16 protein-coding genes are annotated in these 15,570 nt (G+C 66.4%); 8 read left to right on the top strand and 8 right to left on the bottom strand.

All coding sequences use genetic code 11. The features are described from left to right. The first annotated feature begins 6 nt into the window (after window positions 1–6). Both flaJ and JRZ79_RS16840 read left to right on the top strand, forming a co-directional pair. Window positions 7–1,752, top strand: coding sequence for an archaellar assembly protein FlaJ (gene flaJ / locus JRZ79_RS16845; RefSeq protein ID WP_205252610.1), 1,746 nt, complete (start codon window positions 7–9; stop codon window positions 1,750–1,752). A 44-nt stretch (window positions 1,753–1,796) separates the two neighbouring features. Further along, complete coding sequence (locus tag JRZ79_RS16840; protein WP_205252609.1) at window positions 1,797–2,762, top strand: MinD/ParA family protein; 966 nt, start codon at window positions 1,797–1,799, stop codon at window positions 2,760–2,762. 1 nt (window position 2,763) lies between these two features. Here JRZ79_RS16840 and JRZ79_RS16835 read toward each other — a convergent pair whose 3' ends face one another. Next, a complete protein-coding gene (locus tag JRZ79_RS16835) occupies window positions 2,764–3,045 on the bottom strand; it encodes a hypothetical protein (RefSeq protein WP_010902669.1) in 282 nt (93 codons plus the stop codon). 68 nt (window positions 3,046–3,113) lie between these two features. Continuing rightward, window positions 3,114–3,461 (bottom strand): helix-turn-helix domain-containing protein, encoded by a 348-nt coding sequence (locus JRZ79_RS16830; RefSeq protein WP_010902668.1) that lies wholly within the window; start codon window positions 3,459–3,461, stop codon window positions 3,114–3,116. Between the two features lie 87 nt (window positions 3,462–3,548). Here JRZ79_RS16830 and JRZ79_RS16825 point away from each other — a divergent pair, with 87 nt between their 5' ends. Further along, window positions 3,549–3,947, top strand: coding sequence for a chemotaxis protein CheW (locus JRZ79_RS16825; protein WP_010902667.1), 399 nt, complete (start codon window positions 3,549–3,551; stop codon window positions 3,945–3,947). 12 nt (window positions 3,948–3,959) lie between these two features. On the opposite strand, the gene JRZ79_RS16820 is transcribed toward JRZ79_RS16825, so the two are convergent. Beyond that, window positions 3,960–5,024: a phosphotransacetylase family protein gene (locus tag JRZ79_RS16820; protein WP_136361288.1), complete on the bottom strand. Its 1,065-nt coding sequence runs from the start codon at window positions 5,022–5,024 to the stop codon at window positions 3,960–3,962. Then, window positions 5,021–7,123, bottom strand: a complete 2,103-nt coding sequence (locus JRZ79_RS16815) for an acetate--CoA ligase family protein (RefSeq protein ID WP_010902665.1) — start codon at window positions 7,121–7,123, stop codon at window positions 5,021–5,023. The genes JRZ79_RS16820 and JRZ79_RS16815 overlap by 4 nt, the downstream gene beginning before the upstream one ends. Before the next feature lie 249 nt (window positions 7,124–7,372). Here JRZ79_RS16815 and JRZ79_RS16810 point away from each other — a divergent pair, with 249 nt between their 5' ends. Then, entirely contained in the window at window positions 7,373–8,173 is an 801-nt protein-coding gene (locus JRZ79_RS16810) for a ZIP family metal transporter (protein ID WP_205252608.1), read from the top strand. Window positions 8,174–8,185: 12 nt separating this feature from the next. Here the strand turns inward: JRZ79_RS16810 and JRZ79_RS16805 are convergent, their stop codons facing one another. Continuing rightward, on the bottom strand, window positions 8,186–9,628 hold the full coding sequence (locus tag JRZ79_RS16805; RefSeq protein WP_205251684.1) for an aldehyde dehydrogenase family protein: 1,443 nt from the start codon (window positions 9,626–9,628) through the stop codon (window positions 8,186–8,188). A gap of 95 nt (window positions 9,629–9,723) precedes the next feature. On the opposite strand from JRZ79_RS16805, the gene JRZ79_RS16800 reads away from it, so the two are divergent. Further along, window positions 9,724–10,521, top strand: coding sequence for a nitrilase-related carbon-nitrogen hydrolase (locus JRZ79_RS16800; RefSeq protein WP_205252607.1), 798 nt, complete (start codon window positions 9,724–9,726; stop codon window positions 10,519–10,521). A gap of 223 nt (window positions 10,522–10,744) precedes the next feature. Here JRZ79_RS16800 and JRZ79_RS16795 read toward each other — a convergent pair whose 3' ends face one another. Next, window positions 10,745–11,509, bottom strand: a complete 765-nt coding sequence (locus JRZ79_RS16795; RefSeq protein WP_205252606.1) for a hypothetical protein — start codon at window positions 11,507–11,509, stop codon at window positions 10,745–10,747. 380 nt (window positions 11,510–11,889) lie between these two features. Between JRZ79_RS16795 and JRZ79_RS16790 the strand changes: the two genes are divergently transcribed. The 3 genes from JRZ79_RS16790 (at window position 11,890) to JRZ79_RS16780 (ending at window position 13,986) form a co-directional block, all read left to right on the top strand. Further along, window positions 11,890–12,531: a nitroreductase family protein gene (locus tag JRZ79_RS16790; RefSeq protein WP_205252605.1), complete on the top strand. Its 642-nt coding sequence runs from the start codon at window positions 11,890–11,892 to the stop codon at window positions 12,529–12,531. A gap of 54 nt (window positions 12,532–12,585) precedes the next feature. Continuing rightward, window positions 12,586–12,759 (top strand): hypothetical protein, encoded by a 174-nt coding sequence (locus JRZ79_RS16785; protein WP_010902660.1) that lies wholly within the window; start codon window positions 12,586–12,588, stop codon window positions 12,757–12,759. Between the two features lie 126 nt (window positions 12,760–12,885). Next, complete coding sequence (locus JRZ79_RS16780) at window positions 12,886–13,986, top strand: NADH:flavin oxidoreductase/NADH oxidase (RefSeq protein WP_010902659.1); 1,101 nt, start codon at window positions 12,886–12,888, stop codon at window positions 13,984–13,986. A 16-nt stretch (window positions 13,987–14,002) separates the two neighbouring features. Here JRZ79_RS16780 and JRZ79_RS16775 read toward each other — a convergent pair whose 3' ends face one another. Continuing rightward, window positions 14,003–14,395, bottom strand: coding sequence for a Zn-ribbon domain-containing OB-fold protein (locus JRZ79_RS16775; protein ID WP_010902658.1), 393 nt, complete (start codon window positions 14,393–14,395; stop codon window positions 14,003–14,005). Further along, window positions 14,392–15,543, bottom strand: a complete 1,152-nt coding sequence (locus tag JRZ79_RS16770; protein ID WP_010902657.1) for a 3-ketoacyl-CoA thiolase — start codon at window positions 15,541–15,543, stop codon at window positions 14,392–14,394. The genes JRZ79_RS16775 and JRZ79_RS16770 overlap by 4 nt, the downstream gene beginning before the upstream one ends. Window positions 15,544–15,570 lie beyond the last annotated feature (27 nt).

Raw genomic sequence — 15,570 nt, 5'->3', positions numbered from 1 at the left:
GTCAGCATGGCAACCGAAGCCGAGGGCGAACACGTCGAGAGCGAGGGGTCGCTGAGCGACGTCGACTTCGGGGAGTTCGTGGAGTCGGTCGTGGAGTCGTATCGGACGATGCCGATGCCGGCGTTCCGGTACGTGGCGTTCGCGCTCGTGCCTGCGGTGGTGTTCTTCTTCGTGACGATCGTCGCGATCGTCGCGCTCTCGTTGCCGACGTATCTGTTGATCCCGACGCCGATGTTGGGGCTGCTTGCGTTGATCGCGGCCGTGATGTATCCGAAGATTCGGATGGATCAGCGCCGCACGCGGATGGAAAACCGGTTCCACCTGTTCATCACGCATATGACGGTGTTGTCAACCACCAACATCGACCGCGTGGAGGTGTTTCGTCGGATCGGTGCCGAGGAGGAGTACGGGCCGCTGTCCGAGGAGGCGCGGCGGATCGTCCAGCTCATCGACGCCTGGAACCAGAGCCTCGACGACGCGTGCCGGATGCGCGCCAACAAGGTGCCAAGCGACCTCATTGCCGACTTTCTCGATCGGCTGGCGTACACGATCAACTCCGGGGAGAGCCTGGAGTCGTACCTGATGAGCGAGCAGGAGGCGATCATCCGGAACTACGCGACCACCTACGAGGGCCAACTGGAGAACATCGAGGTGATGAAAGACCTCTACCTGTCGATGGTGTTGTCCGTGACGTTCGCGCTCGTGTTCGCGACTGTGTTGCCGATCCTCTCGGGCACGGACCCGACGATGACCGTGTCGGCGGTCGTCGTGTTGTACACGTTCATCCAGATCGGGTTCCTGTACACGATGTACACGCTCGCGCCGAGCGATCCGCTGTGGTACTTCCCGGAGGACCGGACCACGAGCGTGGAGTGGCGGATGCGGGTCGCAACCGCCGCCGGAAGCGTTGCTGCGGTGGTGCTCGTGGTGGTGGTGATTGCCGTCCAGTTGTCGTGGACGCCGCTGGCACCCGACGTGTTGCCGCTGCCGATGTACGCGGCGGTCCCGACGACACCCCTGCTCATCCCGGGGCTGGTGGCGCGCGCCGAAGAGGGCCGTGTCAAGGACCGCGACGACGCGTTCACGAGTTTCATCCGCGCGCTGGGGTCCAGTGAAACGGCCCGCCAGACGACCACGACACGGGTGCTTGAGACGCTTCGTGACAAGAACTTCGGGGCGCTCACGGAGCTCATCGACGACCTCTACAAGCGGCTCAACCTGCGGTTGGACGCGTCCCAGGCGTGGCGGCATTTCACCGCGGATTCGCACTCGTATCTCATTCAGAAGTTCTCGGAGATGTATCTGATCGGGCGCCAGATGGGGGGCGCGCCGAAACACCTCGGGGAGCTCATCTCCGAGAACATGAGCGAGGTCTTGCAGTTGCGCCAGCAGCGCAGCCAGTCCGCGTCGACGCTCGTTGGCGTGTTGTACGGGATCTCGGCGGCGGCGACGTTCGCGTTTTTCATCGGGCTGGGGATCGTCGACGTGATCTCCGGACTGGGCCTTGATTTCTCCAATCCGGCGTTCGACGTGGGGTCGATCATCAACACCGAGGTGTACGACATCGAGACGATCAAGTACCTGCTGGTGTTGACGCTGCTGATCAACGCGTCGCTGTCGTCGCTGATGACGCGGGTTGTCGACGGCGGTCACAAGGTCAACGCGTACATTCATTTCGTGGCGCTGACCTGGATTTCCTGCGTCATCGGGTCGGTGACGCTGGAACTCGTGAAGTCGCTGCTGTCGGTCTGACGGGGAGCCACACTTATGTGCGGGCCTCCGCAAGAACGCATACGATGAGCGAGGCCGGTCGGGAGGGGTATGTGTTCGCTGTCGCCAGCGGGAAAGGCGGCGTCGGGAAGTCGACGACAACGGCGAACCTCGGAGTCGCGCTCGCCGATGACGGCTTCGAGGTGGCGCTGGTCGACGTTGATCTCGGGATGGCGAACCTCGCCGGGTTGTTCGGCCTCACTGAGGACGTGACGCTGCACGACGTGCTCTCCGGCGACGCGTCCCCGGCGGATGCGGCCTACGACGCTCACGGCGTGACCGTCGTTCCGGGATCGACCGATTTAGAGCAGTTCGCCGAGGCCGACGCGAAGTCCCTGCATCGGGTCGTGACGCGGCTGCGCGCCGACCACGACGTGGTTTTGTTGGACGCGGGGGCTGGGCTGAGCTACGACATCGCGATGGCGATGAGCGTCGCTGACGGGGTATTGTTGGTCACGACCGCGGAGCTGAACTCGTTGACCGACGCCACGAAGACCGGACAGCTCGTGTCGAAACTCGACAAGCCGGTGGTCGGCGCGGTGTTCACGCGGACCGGCGACGGCGGGTTCGATGACGTCGAGGGGATCGCCGCGGCGCTGGGCACGACCGACGCGGTCACGGTCAGCGTCCCACACGATGACGCGGTCAAGCTCGCGGTGCGAAAGGGCCATCCGGTTGTCGATCTCACCCCTGAGAGCCCGGCCGCCCGCGCCTACGACCGCCTTGCAGCGAGTCTCGCGGACAGTATTGGGATGACACCACCACAACCACCAGCCGACAGCGAGGACACCAGCACAGACGACGGCGACGCCTTCGAGTGGGTCGACCCGGACACGGGAGAAAGCCAGCCCGACGACGAGGCGGATGCTGAGGGGCCGGTCTACGAGATCTCCATCGAGGAGATGTTGGCCGAGGCCGGCGTCGACGCCGACGAAGAAACCGCCGAACGCCGCGTGAAGCTGTTCGACCGCGTGAAGTCACGCCTCTCGTAGATCACTCCGAGCGGATGATGCTGTACATCACGAACAGGTAGCCGGCCGTCGTGATGAAGTAGTTAGCCGTCAACAGCGTGCGCGTGTGTTCGAACCCAGTCAGAAACGCCAGGACAGTCGTGCTGACAGCGGCGGCTACGACGAGGCCGAAACCGGCCGAGAGGTGCATCATGGACGGGCGGCCCGTGTCCTTGTACGCGCGCACCGCGAACACGACCATGCTGAGGCCGGCGACCGCGAGAGTTCCGCTGAACAACACGTAGAGTGCTTCGATGAGACGCATTCCGTTCCTACCGAATACCACCCCGAGATCCCGTAAAAATGTAGGGGCGCGATTATTAGCCGCGAGAATCACTCACTACTATCCGCCCCGAGATCACTCCACACGTCGACCAGTGCGTTCTTGGCTTCGGTGCGCTCTTTGGTTTCGACGGTCGTCTCGTTGACGCCGAACTGGACGCTGATCTCGTCGACTTGGCGCCGGTACACTTTCGTGCGCCGCCCCTCATCGGAGAGTTCCTTACCTTCGAGTTTGAGGAGGTCGTGCTCGCTGAGTTCCTCGATGCGCCGATAACTGGTCGCGATCGGGATGTCGAGTTCGTCGCTGAGCTCCTGGGCGGACTTCGGCGCGTGCGTCGCTTCGAGTATCTCGGCGTTGTACTTGTTACCGAGTACCCGTAACACGTCCACCGGGTCCATCGAGATGGAAAACGGCCCCGCCAGAAAAAAGAGTGTCGGGGCTGACTGAACCAAACGCTTAATCCGACCGGCCGCTGATGCAGACCTATGTCCGATGACGAGACGGACGTGCTTGAGTTCTCCCTGGGAGCAGGTCGGTACTGCATCGACATCGCACACGTCGATGAGATCGTCGACGCCGGCGAGGACGTGACCCCGATTCCGAACTCCGAGCAGCACGTGATCGGCGTAGTCGACTTGCGTGGTGAAACAACAACGGTGGTCGATCCGCGCGTGAAACTCGGCGAAGACGGCGCAGCCGACGGAACCCGCATCGTCGTGCTGTCGGATCACGACGCCACCGGGCTGCTGGTTGACGACGTCCACGAAGTGGAGGCGGTCGGTGAGGCGGCCCTGGATGAGTCGGCGGCGTCGGAGACGACGCGGGGAATCATCCGCCGCGACGACCGGTTCGTCGTCTGGGTCGAACCCGACGCCCTCGTGTAGTCGGAGCGGTGGTTAGTCGAGTAGCCGATCGGTGTCGGCGTGGTCGTGGAGGAGTCGCTGCATCACGTCGACAGTGTGTTCGTCGCGGACGCGTCCGTCTCTGACCAGCTCCTCGGCGCGTTCGAGCGTCGTCAGCGTGTCCGCGTCCACTGAGAGCACGGGCACGCCTGCGTCCGTTGCCTTACCGAGTACCGCACCCGAGGGGCGGTGGCCGCCGGTGAGCACGAGACACTGCACGCCCGGCGCGTCCAGGGCCGCCGTTTGGATGTCCGCGCGGTCGCCGCCCGTGATGACGGCTGCGTCCTTCGTTCTGCGGAAGTGACTGAGCGCGGATTCGCTGCTCATCGCGCCCACGAGGAAGCGCTCGACGATGGCGTCGGTGGTGGCGGTGTCCTCGGTGAGCACCGTCGCGCCCAGCTCGGACGCGAGGTCGTCGACGGTGACGCCCGCGAGGTCGCGCTCGACGGGCAACACGCCGAGCACGGGGATCCCCTGGCTTTCGAGGAACGGCGTGACTTCGCTTTCGACGTCGTCGTAGACGGCGTCCGCGACGGCGTTGAACACGACGCCCGCACAGCGGTCGCCGAGCGCGTCCGCGGCGGCGAGTACGTCGTCGACGTCGCTGGGGCCGGTGTAGTCCGCGACCACGATCGCGCGGGCATCGAGCAGTGCCGCGATGTCGCCGTCGGTGAGGTCCACGATGCCGCCGGTCGTCGGTGTGCCAGCGCCCTCGACGAGCATCACGTCGCGGTCCGTGGCGAGTTCGTCGTAGGCGTCCTGAACGCGGTCCGCGAGGTTCGCGCTGTCTTCGCGGCCGCGGACGGCCCCCTGGATGAACGTCGGCGAGTACACGACCGGTTCGAGGTCGTGGATCTCCGCGTCGAGGTCCAAGAGGTCGCGCGCCAACAGCGGGTCGGCGTCGAGGGTTTTCCCGACGTTGCTCTGGAGGCGGGTGCCTTTCGGTTTCATGTATCCGACGGTCCGGTCGCGGTCGCCGGCGAGCCGTGCGAGCGCGAGCGAGACCGCCGTTTTGCCGGTGCCTGCGTTCGTCGATGTTACGAGTAGGGTGTCTGTCATAGTTCGTCAGGGTCGATGGTGAGTTGCACGTCAAGCGCCGTTGCGCTGTCACCGGTTGCCAGCAGCGGGTTGACGTCCAGTTCGAGGATCGCGGGGAAGTCGGTGACGAGCTGGCTGAGCCGCTGGATGGCCTCCGTGATGGCGGCCTCGTCGGCGGGGTCGCGGCCGCGGGCACCGCGCAGCAGCGGCGCGGAGTCGAGGTCGTCGATCATGTCACCGGCTTCGCGCTCGGAGACGGGGGCGACGCGGACGCTGGTATCTTCGAGGATCTCCACGAAGATCCCGCCCAGCCCGAACAACAGCAGCGGCCCGAACTGTGGGTCGCGATTCATCCCGAGGATGGTTTCGGTGCCGGCGTCGACGTCGACCATCTCCTGGACTTGGATGCCGAGGATGGTTGCGTCGGGCTGGTAGTTGGTGGCTCGCGTGATGAGGTCCTCGTAGGCGTCCGCGACGGCGTCGGTTTCGACGCCGACTTTCACGCCGCCGATGTCGGATTTGTGGAGGATGTCCGGGCTGACGATCTTCATCACGACGTCCCCCTCGATGTCGCGGGCGACGCGGCGCGCGGCGTCCGGGCTGTCGACGACGTCGCCGGTCGGTGTCGGGATGCCGTAGGCGTCGAGCAGGTCCATGGCTTCGACGCCGAGCCGGGTTGCGCCGCGGTCGGCGGCGTCTTCGAGGATGTCACGGGCGGCGTCGCGGTCCACGTCGAAGGCCGTGGGGGCCTGGTAGTCCCGGGATTCGACCTCGCGTTGGACCGCGAGCGCGTCCAGGCTGCCGATCGCCCGGGCGGGGTCGAAGTAGTTGGGGATGCCGGCGTCCCCGAGTACGTCGGTCGCTTGCTCGGTGCGTTCACCACCCATCAGACACGTGACCACTGGCTTGTTATGTTTTTCCTGCAGCGCGGTGATGACGCCGCTCAGTTCGGTGTAGTCGATGACCGCGGTCGGTGCCGAGAGGACGAGCGCACAGCCGACGTGCTCGTCGGCGAGCACGGTGTCGATGGCCGTGCGGAAGCGGTCGATTTCGGCGTCCCCGATGACGTCGACGGGGTTGTAGACGTTCGCTTCGTCGGGCATCGACCCCTGGAGGGCGTCGATGGTGTCGTCCTCGAAGGACGCCATCGACAGCCGGGAGTCACCGACCGCGTCGGTCGCCATGACGCCGGGACCGCCGGCGTTCGTGATGACGGCGACGTCCTCGGAGTCGGGCATCGGGAGGCCGTCGAGTGCGCGCGCGAAGTCGAACAGCTCCTGGACGTTTTCCGCGCGGACGACGCCGGCCTGCTTGAACCCGGCTTCGTAGGCGGCCTCGCTGCCGGCGATGGTGCCGGTGTGCGAGGAGGCGGCCTGTGCGCCGGCTTCCGTGCGGCCGGATTTGACGACGACCGCTGGCGTGTCCTGCGTGACTTCACGCGCGTCGTCGATGAACTCGCGGCCGTCGTCGACGCCTTCGAGGTAGCCCAGGATGACGTTCGTGTCGGGGTCGTCGGCCCACGCCTGCATGAAGTCCGTCTCGCTGAGCACGGCTTTGTTGCCGAGGCTGGCGATGTCTTTGAAGCCGATGCCCTGGTCGTTGGCCCAGTCGAGGACGGCGGTGATGAACGCGCCGGATTGGCTCATGAACGAGAGGTTCCCGGGGAGGGCGTTCGACGGGCCGAACGTGGCGTTGAGCCCGGTCGGCGTCGACAGCAGCCCGAGGCTGTTGGGGCCGACGAGGTTGATGTCGTAGTCGTCGGCGACGGCCACGAGGTCGCGCTCGCGGTCCGCGCCGTCGCCGCCGGTTTCGCTGAACCCAGCGGTGATCACGACGACGTTCTCGACGCCCGCCTGGCCGGCGTCGCGGACGGCGTCGACGACGATCTGTGGCGGCACGACGACGACAGCGAGGTCGACCGGCGGTGCGTCGCCGAGGTCGGGGTAGCATGGGTACCCGAGCACGTCGTCGCGGCCGGGGTTGACTGCGATGACGTCGTTGTCGAAATCACTGAGGTTGTCGATGATGGCGCGACCGATCGCCCCGTCGCGGTCAGTCGCACCGACGACGGCGACTCGATCCGGGGTGAACAGTCCACCTGCGTCTTCTTGGGTCGTCACGTGTGGACCGATGGCTGGGGACGGCTTAAACTTGCAGACCCGGTGTCTCCGGGAGAACGCCTCTCACACACGAAGATTCGTGAGGGATCCTGGCGCGCCATACGGGTGAGGCGGTGGGGTCCCGGACGGCGACGACGTGCAATCGGCGGTGCAGCCGGATCGTTACACCAGCACCACAGATAGTTTAGGCATCCCAAAAATTGTTTTCGCTTCGAAAAAGACTTCACACTACGAACGTATGGCTGAGACATGAGCCCGTCAGGGGAGCTGTTGTTCGTGGTCTTTGCCGGCCTCCTCACGGACCTGGCTACCGGATTGGGCGCGCTGCCGTTCTTCTTCGTCGACGACATCGACGACCGGTGGCGGGTCGGACTGTGGGGGTTGGCCTCCGGAATCATGGTTTCGGCGTCGGGGTTCGGGCTGTTCCGCGAAGCGCTCAACTACGGCGGCCCCACTGAGATCGCGGCCGGCGCGCTCGCGGGCGTCGCGCTGGTGGTGGTCGCCGAACACGTCATCGACGACCACGAGTTCGAGCCACGGGACATCGCCGCCGCGGACGTGAAGAAACTCGCGCTCATCGCGGGCGTGCTCACCGTCCACTCGTTCCCCGAGGGCGTCGCTGTCGGCGTCTCGTTCGCGGACATGGGGATCGACGGCGGGCTGTCGGTGCTCGGGTTCTCGATCCCGATCCTCGCGGTGTTCATGACCATCGCCATCTCGATCCACAACGTGCCGGAGGGGCTCGCGGTGTCGATCCCGCTGCACGAGCACGGCGCGCGCCGCTGGACGCTGGTCGGGGTCGCCGTGTTCACCAGCATCCCCCAACCGATCGGTGCCGGGATCGCGTACGTCTTCGTGCAGATCGCGCGCGCCGCGCTCCCGTTCGGCTACGGGTTCGCGGGCGGCGCGATGGTGTTTCTGGTGCTCAGTGAGTTCATCCCGGAGGCACGCGAGGTCGGGCGTGCGCTCCCACACAACGGACGCCGAGAACTCGCCGCCGGGATTGCCGTCGGCGTGGCCGGCATGGTGCCGATGCTGTTCGTCACCTGAGCGGGCGGCGGCTCAGAGGATGATGGACTTCTCGCGCACGAACTCGTGGATGGTGGAGTCCAGCCCCTCGCGGCCGATGCCGGAGGCGTCGTTCCCGCCGAAGGGCACGTCGCCGAGGCCGTGGCTCGGCGCGCCGTTGATGCGGACCGCACCCGCGTTCACGCGCTCGGCGACGCGCATCGCGCGGTCGTGGTCGGCCGTGAACACGGCGGCGTCGAGCGCCAACTCCGACCCGTTGGCGGTCCGAACGGCGTCGTCCTCGTCGGTGACCGTGGTGACCGCGCACACCGGTCCGAACTGCTCCTCGTCGACGATGCGCGCGTCACGGGGGACGTCGGCCAGCAGCGTCGGCTCGTAGTAGTGGACGCCGTCCTCGACGTGCCGTTCGCCGCCACGGACGACCGTTGCGCCGCGGTCGACGGCGTCGTCGACGAGTTCGGCCACCCAGTCGGCCTGGTCGGCGCTGACGAGCGGCCCGAGGGTGGTGTCCGCATCGAAGAGGTCGCCGATCGACCACTCGGCCATCGCGTCGTCGATGCGCGACACCAGCTCGTCGTGGACGGATTCGTGGGCGAGCACCCGGGAGACCGCCGAGCACCGCTGGCCGGCGTATTTGAGCGACCCGGCGGTGGCGGCGTCGGCGGCCGCATCGAGGTCAGCGTCCTCGAAGACGATTGCGGGCGCGTTCCCGCCCAGTTCCATGTGAAGGCGGGTGATCCCGGATTGGCGCGCGACGTGTTCGCCGGCCCCCGAGGAGCCGGTCATCGCGATGGCGTCGACGCGGGCGTCCGAGGCCAACGGGTCACCGATGACACTCGACTCGCCGGGGACGAAGTTGTACGCGCCGTCGGGGAGGCCGGCGTCGGCCGCGATGTCCGCGAGGATCGCGCCGCTGATCGGGGTTTTGCTGGCTGGCTTCACGATGACGGCGTTGCCGGCGGCGATCGCCGGGGCGACCTGCAGCGCCATCGTGGAGAGGGGGTAGTTGTACGGCGTGATGCACAGCACGGTCCCCATTGGTTCGTGTTTCACGATGGCCTGCCAGTCCTCGTGGCCGGCGGTCGTGCCGGTGCGGTACTCCCCGGTGAGGTGGCGGAGCTCGCCCACAGCGCGGTCGAAGCGCTCGGCGGCGCTCTGGACCTCGCCGCGCGCGCTGGAGATCGGCTTCCCGGCTTCCCGGACGATGACCTCCGCGAGCTCGTCTTCGCGGCGCCGGATGCCGTCGGCGATCGACTCCAGCCACTCGACGCGCTCGGGAACGGTGGTCTCCCGCAGGTCCGCGTGCACGCCAGTGGCCGCGCTGAGGGCGCGCTCCGCGTCGCTGGTGTCCGCGGCGGCGACGGACGCGAACGTGCCGCCGTCCGCGAGGTCCGAGACGGGCAGTGGCTCACCGTCGGAGACCCACTCGCCGGCGACGAACGGGCGTTCGCGCCGCTGAATCGCGTTTTGTTCCATACCACACCCTTGTCCGCCGACGGGTAAAGAGTTTACTCAATACCGAAGAAAGATTCTCCACAGCGTTGATGTGGCGGGCGGCCGTCGCTCCGGGGATGTCAGCCCCCACAGTCGCCGCCTGCCAGATCGCCGTCGCGGACCTCGATCCGGCCGCGAACCTCGCAACCATCGGCGAGCGACTCGCCGCGCTCGACTCCGCCGGCGTCGACGTGGCAGTGTTCCCCGAGTACGCGCTCACCGGCTTCGTCGCCGACGACCGCGTCTACGCCGCCGCCCTCGACCGAGACGGGGCCATCCTCGACCGGCTCGCGGCCGCCGCCGCCGAGCACGACGTGGCGGTCCTCGCGGGATACGTCGAGGACGCACCCGACAGCGACGCCTACCACAACACGGTCGTCTACGTCACCCCCGGTGGGGAGCGCACGCACTACCGCAAACGCCACCTCTGGGCGGGCGAGCAGGACGCCCTCACGCCGGGCACCGAGCCCGTGATCGTTGACACGCCCGTCGGCCGCACGGGGCTGGTCACGTGTTACGACCTGAACTTCGTGGCCGTCAGTGCGGCGTTCACCCGGGAGCGCGTCGACGCGCTGTTCGTCGTGGGGGCGTGGCCGGGCACCTACAGCGAGAACTGGCGGCTGCTGCTTCGCGCCCGCGCCCTCGACGGCGTCCGGTGGGTTGTCGGCTGCGGGCGCACCGGCCGGCGCACGATCCCCGACGCGCCCGTCGTCGAGTACGCCGGCCGGTCGGCGGTGGTCCGGCCCGACGGCGTGGTCTGTCAGGCGCTGAACCGCGGCCAGCGGACGCTCACCGCCACTCTCGACCCCGACGTGCTCGCCGAACAGCGCACGTTCATTCCCGTCCTGTCCGCCGATTCCACGTCCAGAGGGTGAACATGGCTGTTCGGTATGCTGGTTGGGCCGCACTAGACGAGACACCGCTAGCAGCTCAATACGAGACCGAAATTGGGTGTAGTCGACTCAGTACCGCTGCAACACTGGCACCCGGTATGGCTAATTAAAAACGCGCCCAACTACTGCCTGCGACATGGTGATAACCTCGCAAATAGAGCGGCAAACTCACTGGTGTAGAGTGCCGTCACTGTTGGTTGGTTGGTTATTTATCCTGCTCTTCTGCCCCAGCAAGCTTGTGATTGAAATGATATTCGCGGAGCAGTGATTCCGTATATTCTTTCCCAGACTGTGGGTTAGGTATTTTTAAAAAAATGACAAAAATAAGGATGAAAGAACTCATATGAAAGGCAATGGAAGCAAGTCGCGTCGCTGACCCCCCGTAACCTATCGGTGAAGGGAGAGCATTGGTGAGCAAAAGCACGGTCGATAAGACGAATGAGGAAACTGCTGCACGATCCAGATTTCTCCGGAGAGAATATCTGATCTCCAATCGTCTTGTTTTTCGGCTCATTGATCCCCCCAGATCGAGAATCAAGTATTCAAACACGTCCTCAGGATCGGTCTGTTCCATATCAATGTTCAGGCCGTCCTCTAATTCCGTTCGGAAGTTCATTCCAATCGATTCTGAAACCAACTGTCTATCACCGATGATCTTGCTCAAACCCTTCCCTAGATATCCACCGTTTTGCCACCATCGGGAAACATCCTTCTCTACGGCAGCGTCGACCTCGTCTACGAATGCTTTTGGAGTATCACGACCCGGCTCGACGGGCCTCAGGAGCGCAATAACTAACAAAACAGGTACAAGAAGTGACGCGAAAGCCGTCGATAACCTGGGTTGAACCCCCATCTCAGTTAGCCAGGCATAGGCCATGGCTGCAAATGGGAGTACGAACGCCAATTGAGGGGTGGCATACGCGAGCAGTTCACCAGTAGAGAGCCCTGAAGCTACTGTGTTATGTTCCATCGCGTTGTGTGTTGAATTACTCTGTATTGATACTTTCGGAGCTACACTCAGTCGAACAGAACGTGCATGATATGATCGTTAGCAGTTGAGTTTCTTGATTGTCCACAGCCACCTTTGTTACTGAACTTACTGCGGAACGTACCCGGAGATAACCGTGGCAGAAGCCAGGCGCAACGGTCCGAATACGTACTTACCTCGCCAACACAAGGCAACCAAGTAGACACAGTGGCGAGACGCTGCGGACTGCACCCAAGTAAGACACGCGTCACCTGCCGACGGCCCACCCACCAGGTATCCGCCGTTTCACGGCGACACACGCCAACCGGCGGGACTCTCCGTCGCCGCCACCTAACTAAGTGCTGGCCCCGTACCGGGTGGTAATGGCTGACGCCGACCGCACAACCGACGCTGACGCGCTCATCGATGGCCTCCGAACGCGGCGCTCCGGACACAACTTCGACCCGGACGCCGACATCGACGACGATACGCTCACCGAGCTCATCCGGGACGCGACGCTCGCGCCGTCGTCGTACAACCTCCAGCCCTGGGAGTTCGTCGCCGTTCAGGACGACGACCGCCTCGCCGAGCTCGCCGAGATCGCCTACGACCAACAGCACATCGTGGACGCCGGCACGGCGATCCTGGTCGCCGGCCACACCGATCCGAAGACCGCCGACCGCGTCTTCGAGGAGTGGGTCGACGCCGGGCGCTTCGACGCCGACACCGGCGCCGAGCTCAAGTCCCAGACGGTCGCCAGCTACGAGAGCGACCAAGCCGGCCGCGACTACGCCATCCGAAACGCCAGCCTCGCCGCCCAGAACCTCCTGCTGTCGGCGCACGCCCGCGGACTCACCGCCACGCCGATGTCCGGGTTCGACTTCGAGGCCGCCGCCGAGTTCGCCGGGCTGCCCGCCGACACGGTGCCCGTGGTGCTGATCGCGGTGGGCCCCAGCGGCGGCGAGGAACCCGACCGCCTCCCGCGGCGCAGCGTCGACGAAGTCCTGCACCGCGAGTCGATGTAACGTGTCGGCACAGTAACCACGCCGCTTACAGTTGCTGGGTCCGTTCCCGTGTGTATGCCAGACACGTACGTGGATGCGGAGGTCGAAGTCGACGTAGATTCCACCGAACTGGAGGTCGAAGCCGGCGACGAGGAGACCTTCGAGGCGGCGCTGACCGCGCCGGGACTCGACATCGAGGTCGAGGCCGAGGTACAGGTCGCCGACGAAGACCACGAGTCGGACGCCTAACAGCCGGCCGCGTCGCGGTGTGTGACCGCCACACCGCAACCAGCAAGTCCCGCCGCGAACCGGCGGAAGGCGGCAAGCACCGAGTGCTTCACCACCGCTAAACGCCACGGGCGGGTACCGTGGTGTATGGCAGACAGTTTTTCGCCACTGGAGCTCCGAGACACGACGATCCGCAACCGGTTCGCCATGTCGCCGATGTGCCAGTACTCCTGTGAGGACCGCGACGGCCTCGCGACCGACTGGCACCGCGTCCACCTGGGGTCGCGGGCGGTCGGCGGCGCCGGCGTCGTGATGACCGAAGCCACCGCCGTCGAGGAGCGCGGCCGCATCTCCCCCGAGGACCTCGGCATCTGGAGCGACGAGCACGGCGAGGCGCTGGCACCCGTCGCCGAGTTCATCAGCGACCAGGGCGCGACGCCCGCCATCCAGCTCGCCCACGCCGGCCGAAAGGCCGGTACCGCGCGCATCTGGGGCGACGACAGCGGCCCCGTCCCGCTCGACGAGGGTGGCTGGGACCCGGTCGCACCGAGCGCCGATCCCTACCCCTACGAGGACGACGAGCGCGACACCCGGAAGCTTTCGACGGCGGACATAGAAGACGTCGTGGAGGCGTTCCGCGACGCCGCGCGGCGCGCCAACGAGGCCGGCTTCGAGGTCGCGGAGATCCACGCCGCCCACGGCTACCTCATCCACCAGTTCCTGTCGCCGGTGTCGAACCACCGCGACGACGAGTACGGCGGCAGCTTCGAGAACCGCACGCGGCTGGCCCGCGAAGTCACGTCGGCGGTCCGCGAGGAGTGGCCCGACGACAAGCCCGTGTTCGTGCGCATCTCCGCGACCGACTGGATCGACGACCGCGACTCCTGGACCGTCGAGGAGTCCGTCCAGCTCGCTGACGACCTGCACGCGCTGGGCGCGGACCTGATCGACGTCTCCACCGCCGGCATCCACCCCGACCAGGACATCCAGTCCGGCGGGCCCAACTACCAGCTGCAGTTCGCCGAGCGCATCAACGCCGACACCGAGCGCGACGTCGCCGTCGGCACCGTGGGCGGCATCCAGAGCGCCGAGCAGGCCGACGCCATCGTGCGCAACGACCGCGCCGACCTCGCGATCGTGGGTCGGGAGTTCCTCCGCGATCCGTACTTCCCCCTGCACGCCGCCCGCGAACTCGGCCGCGAGGACGCCGCCGACGTGCCCCCGCAGTACCGCCGCGGGTTCCAGTGATACGCGCCCGGGGACGTCACGCCGGCTCGAAGCGGTAGCCGTCCCAGCGCTGGCTCTCGGGCTCGCGGATGCCCGCGCCGGGCGCCCGGAGTTCCGCGCAGTAGACGGGGTCGACCGCGGCCCCGATTTCGATGCCGTCGGCCGTCGTGAGCTGGCCGAGCGCGCGCACCGCCTCGCCGTCCACCTCGAACTCGACGATGGCGAGGTGGTTCGGCTCGCGCACCCCCGGCGGCGTCGCCGTCGACGTGGTCCACGTCACGACCTCGCCGGTGCGCTCGGCGAGATCGACGGTCTCGGTCTGTGGGGCACCACAGTCCGGACACCGCGCGTGTCCGGGGTGGCTCAGGTGGCCGTTCTCGCAGCGGTGCGCGTCGAGGCCTGGCTCGGTGCTGTCGTGGTCGTCGCTCATGGCTGTTCGAGGATGGTGGTGGTCACGCAGTTGCCGAACCCGCCGACGTTGCACGCCAGGCCGACCTCGGCGTCGACCTGCCGGTCGCCCGCGGTTCCGAGCAACTGCTGGTAGAGTTCGTACGCCTGTGCGACGCCGCTGGCGCCCAGCGGGTGGCCCTTCGACTTGAGGCCGCCCGAGGTGTTGATCGGGAGGTCGCCGTCGCGGTCGGTGACGCCGTCCCGGACGGCTTTCCAGCCCGCGCCCTTCTCGAAGAACCCGAGATCCTCGCTCTGCAGGAACTCCAGGATGGTGAACATGTCGTGGAGTTCGGCCACGTCGATGTCGTCGGGGCCACGACCCGCCATCTCGTAGGCCTGCTCCGCGGACTCGACGACCCCGCGCATCGTCGTGGGGTCGTCGCGCTCGTGGACGACGTGGGTGTCGGTCGCACCCGCAACCCCCGAGATCACGACGTAGTCGTCGGTGTACTCCGCGGCCACGGATTCCGGGCACAGCACCAGCGCGGCGCTGCCGTCCGTGATGGGGCAGAAGTCGTACAGCCGCAGCGGGTCCGCGACCATGGGAGAGTCCAGGACCGTCTCTAAGTCGACTTCCTTGCGGAACTGCGCGTGGGGGTTGTCGAGGCCGTTGCGGTGGTTCTTGACCGCGACTTTGCCGAGGCTCTCGCGTGGCGCGTCGTACTGGGCGAGGTATTTCCGGGCGGTCAGCCCCGCGAAGCTCGGGAGCGTGACGCCGTGCTTGTACTCCACGGGGTGGGTAAGACTCGCGATGACGTCCGTGGCCTCGCCGGTCGTTCGGTGGGTCATCTTCTCGCCGCCGACCAGCAGCGTCAGGTCGCTCGCGCCCGACGCCACGGACTGCCAGGCGGCGTAGATGCCGGCGCCGCCGGAGGAACTGGTCTGGTCGATGCGAGCCGTGTACGCCGGCATCGCGGCGAGATCGTGGGCCAGCGCGTTCGGCACACCGGTCTGTCCCTCGAACTCGCCGCTCGCCATGTTCGAGACGTAGAGGTGGTCGACGTCGTCGCCGTCCACGCCGGCGTCGGTGAGCGCGGCGTCGCCGGCCTCCGCGAGGAGCGCCAGCAGCCACGCGTCCCGGTCGCCGAACGCGGTCATCGACGCGCCGATGATTGCTACGCGGTCCATGGGTTGACTGTCGGCCACCCCGACTAT

It is taken from the genome of Halobacterium sp. BOL4-2 (assembly GCF_016917835.2).
GTDB classification, from domain to species: domain Archaea; phylum Halobacteriota; class Halobacteria; order Halobacteriales; family Halobacteriaceae; genus Halobacterium; species Halobacterium salinarum.
Note: the sequence above shows the minus strand (reverse complement) of the source record. Positions and strands in the feature narration are given on the sequence as shown.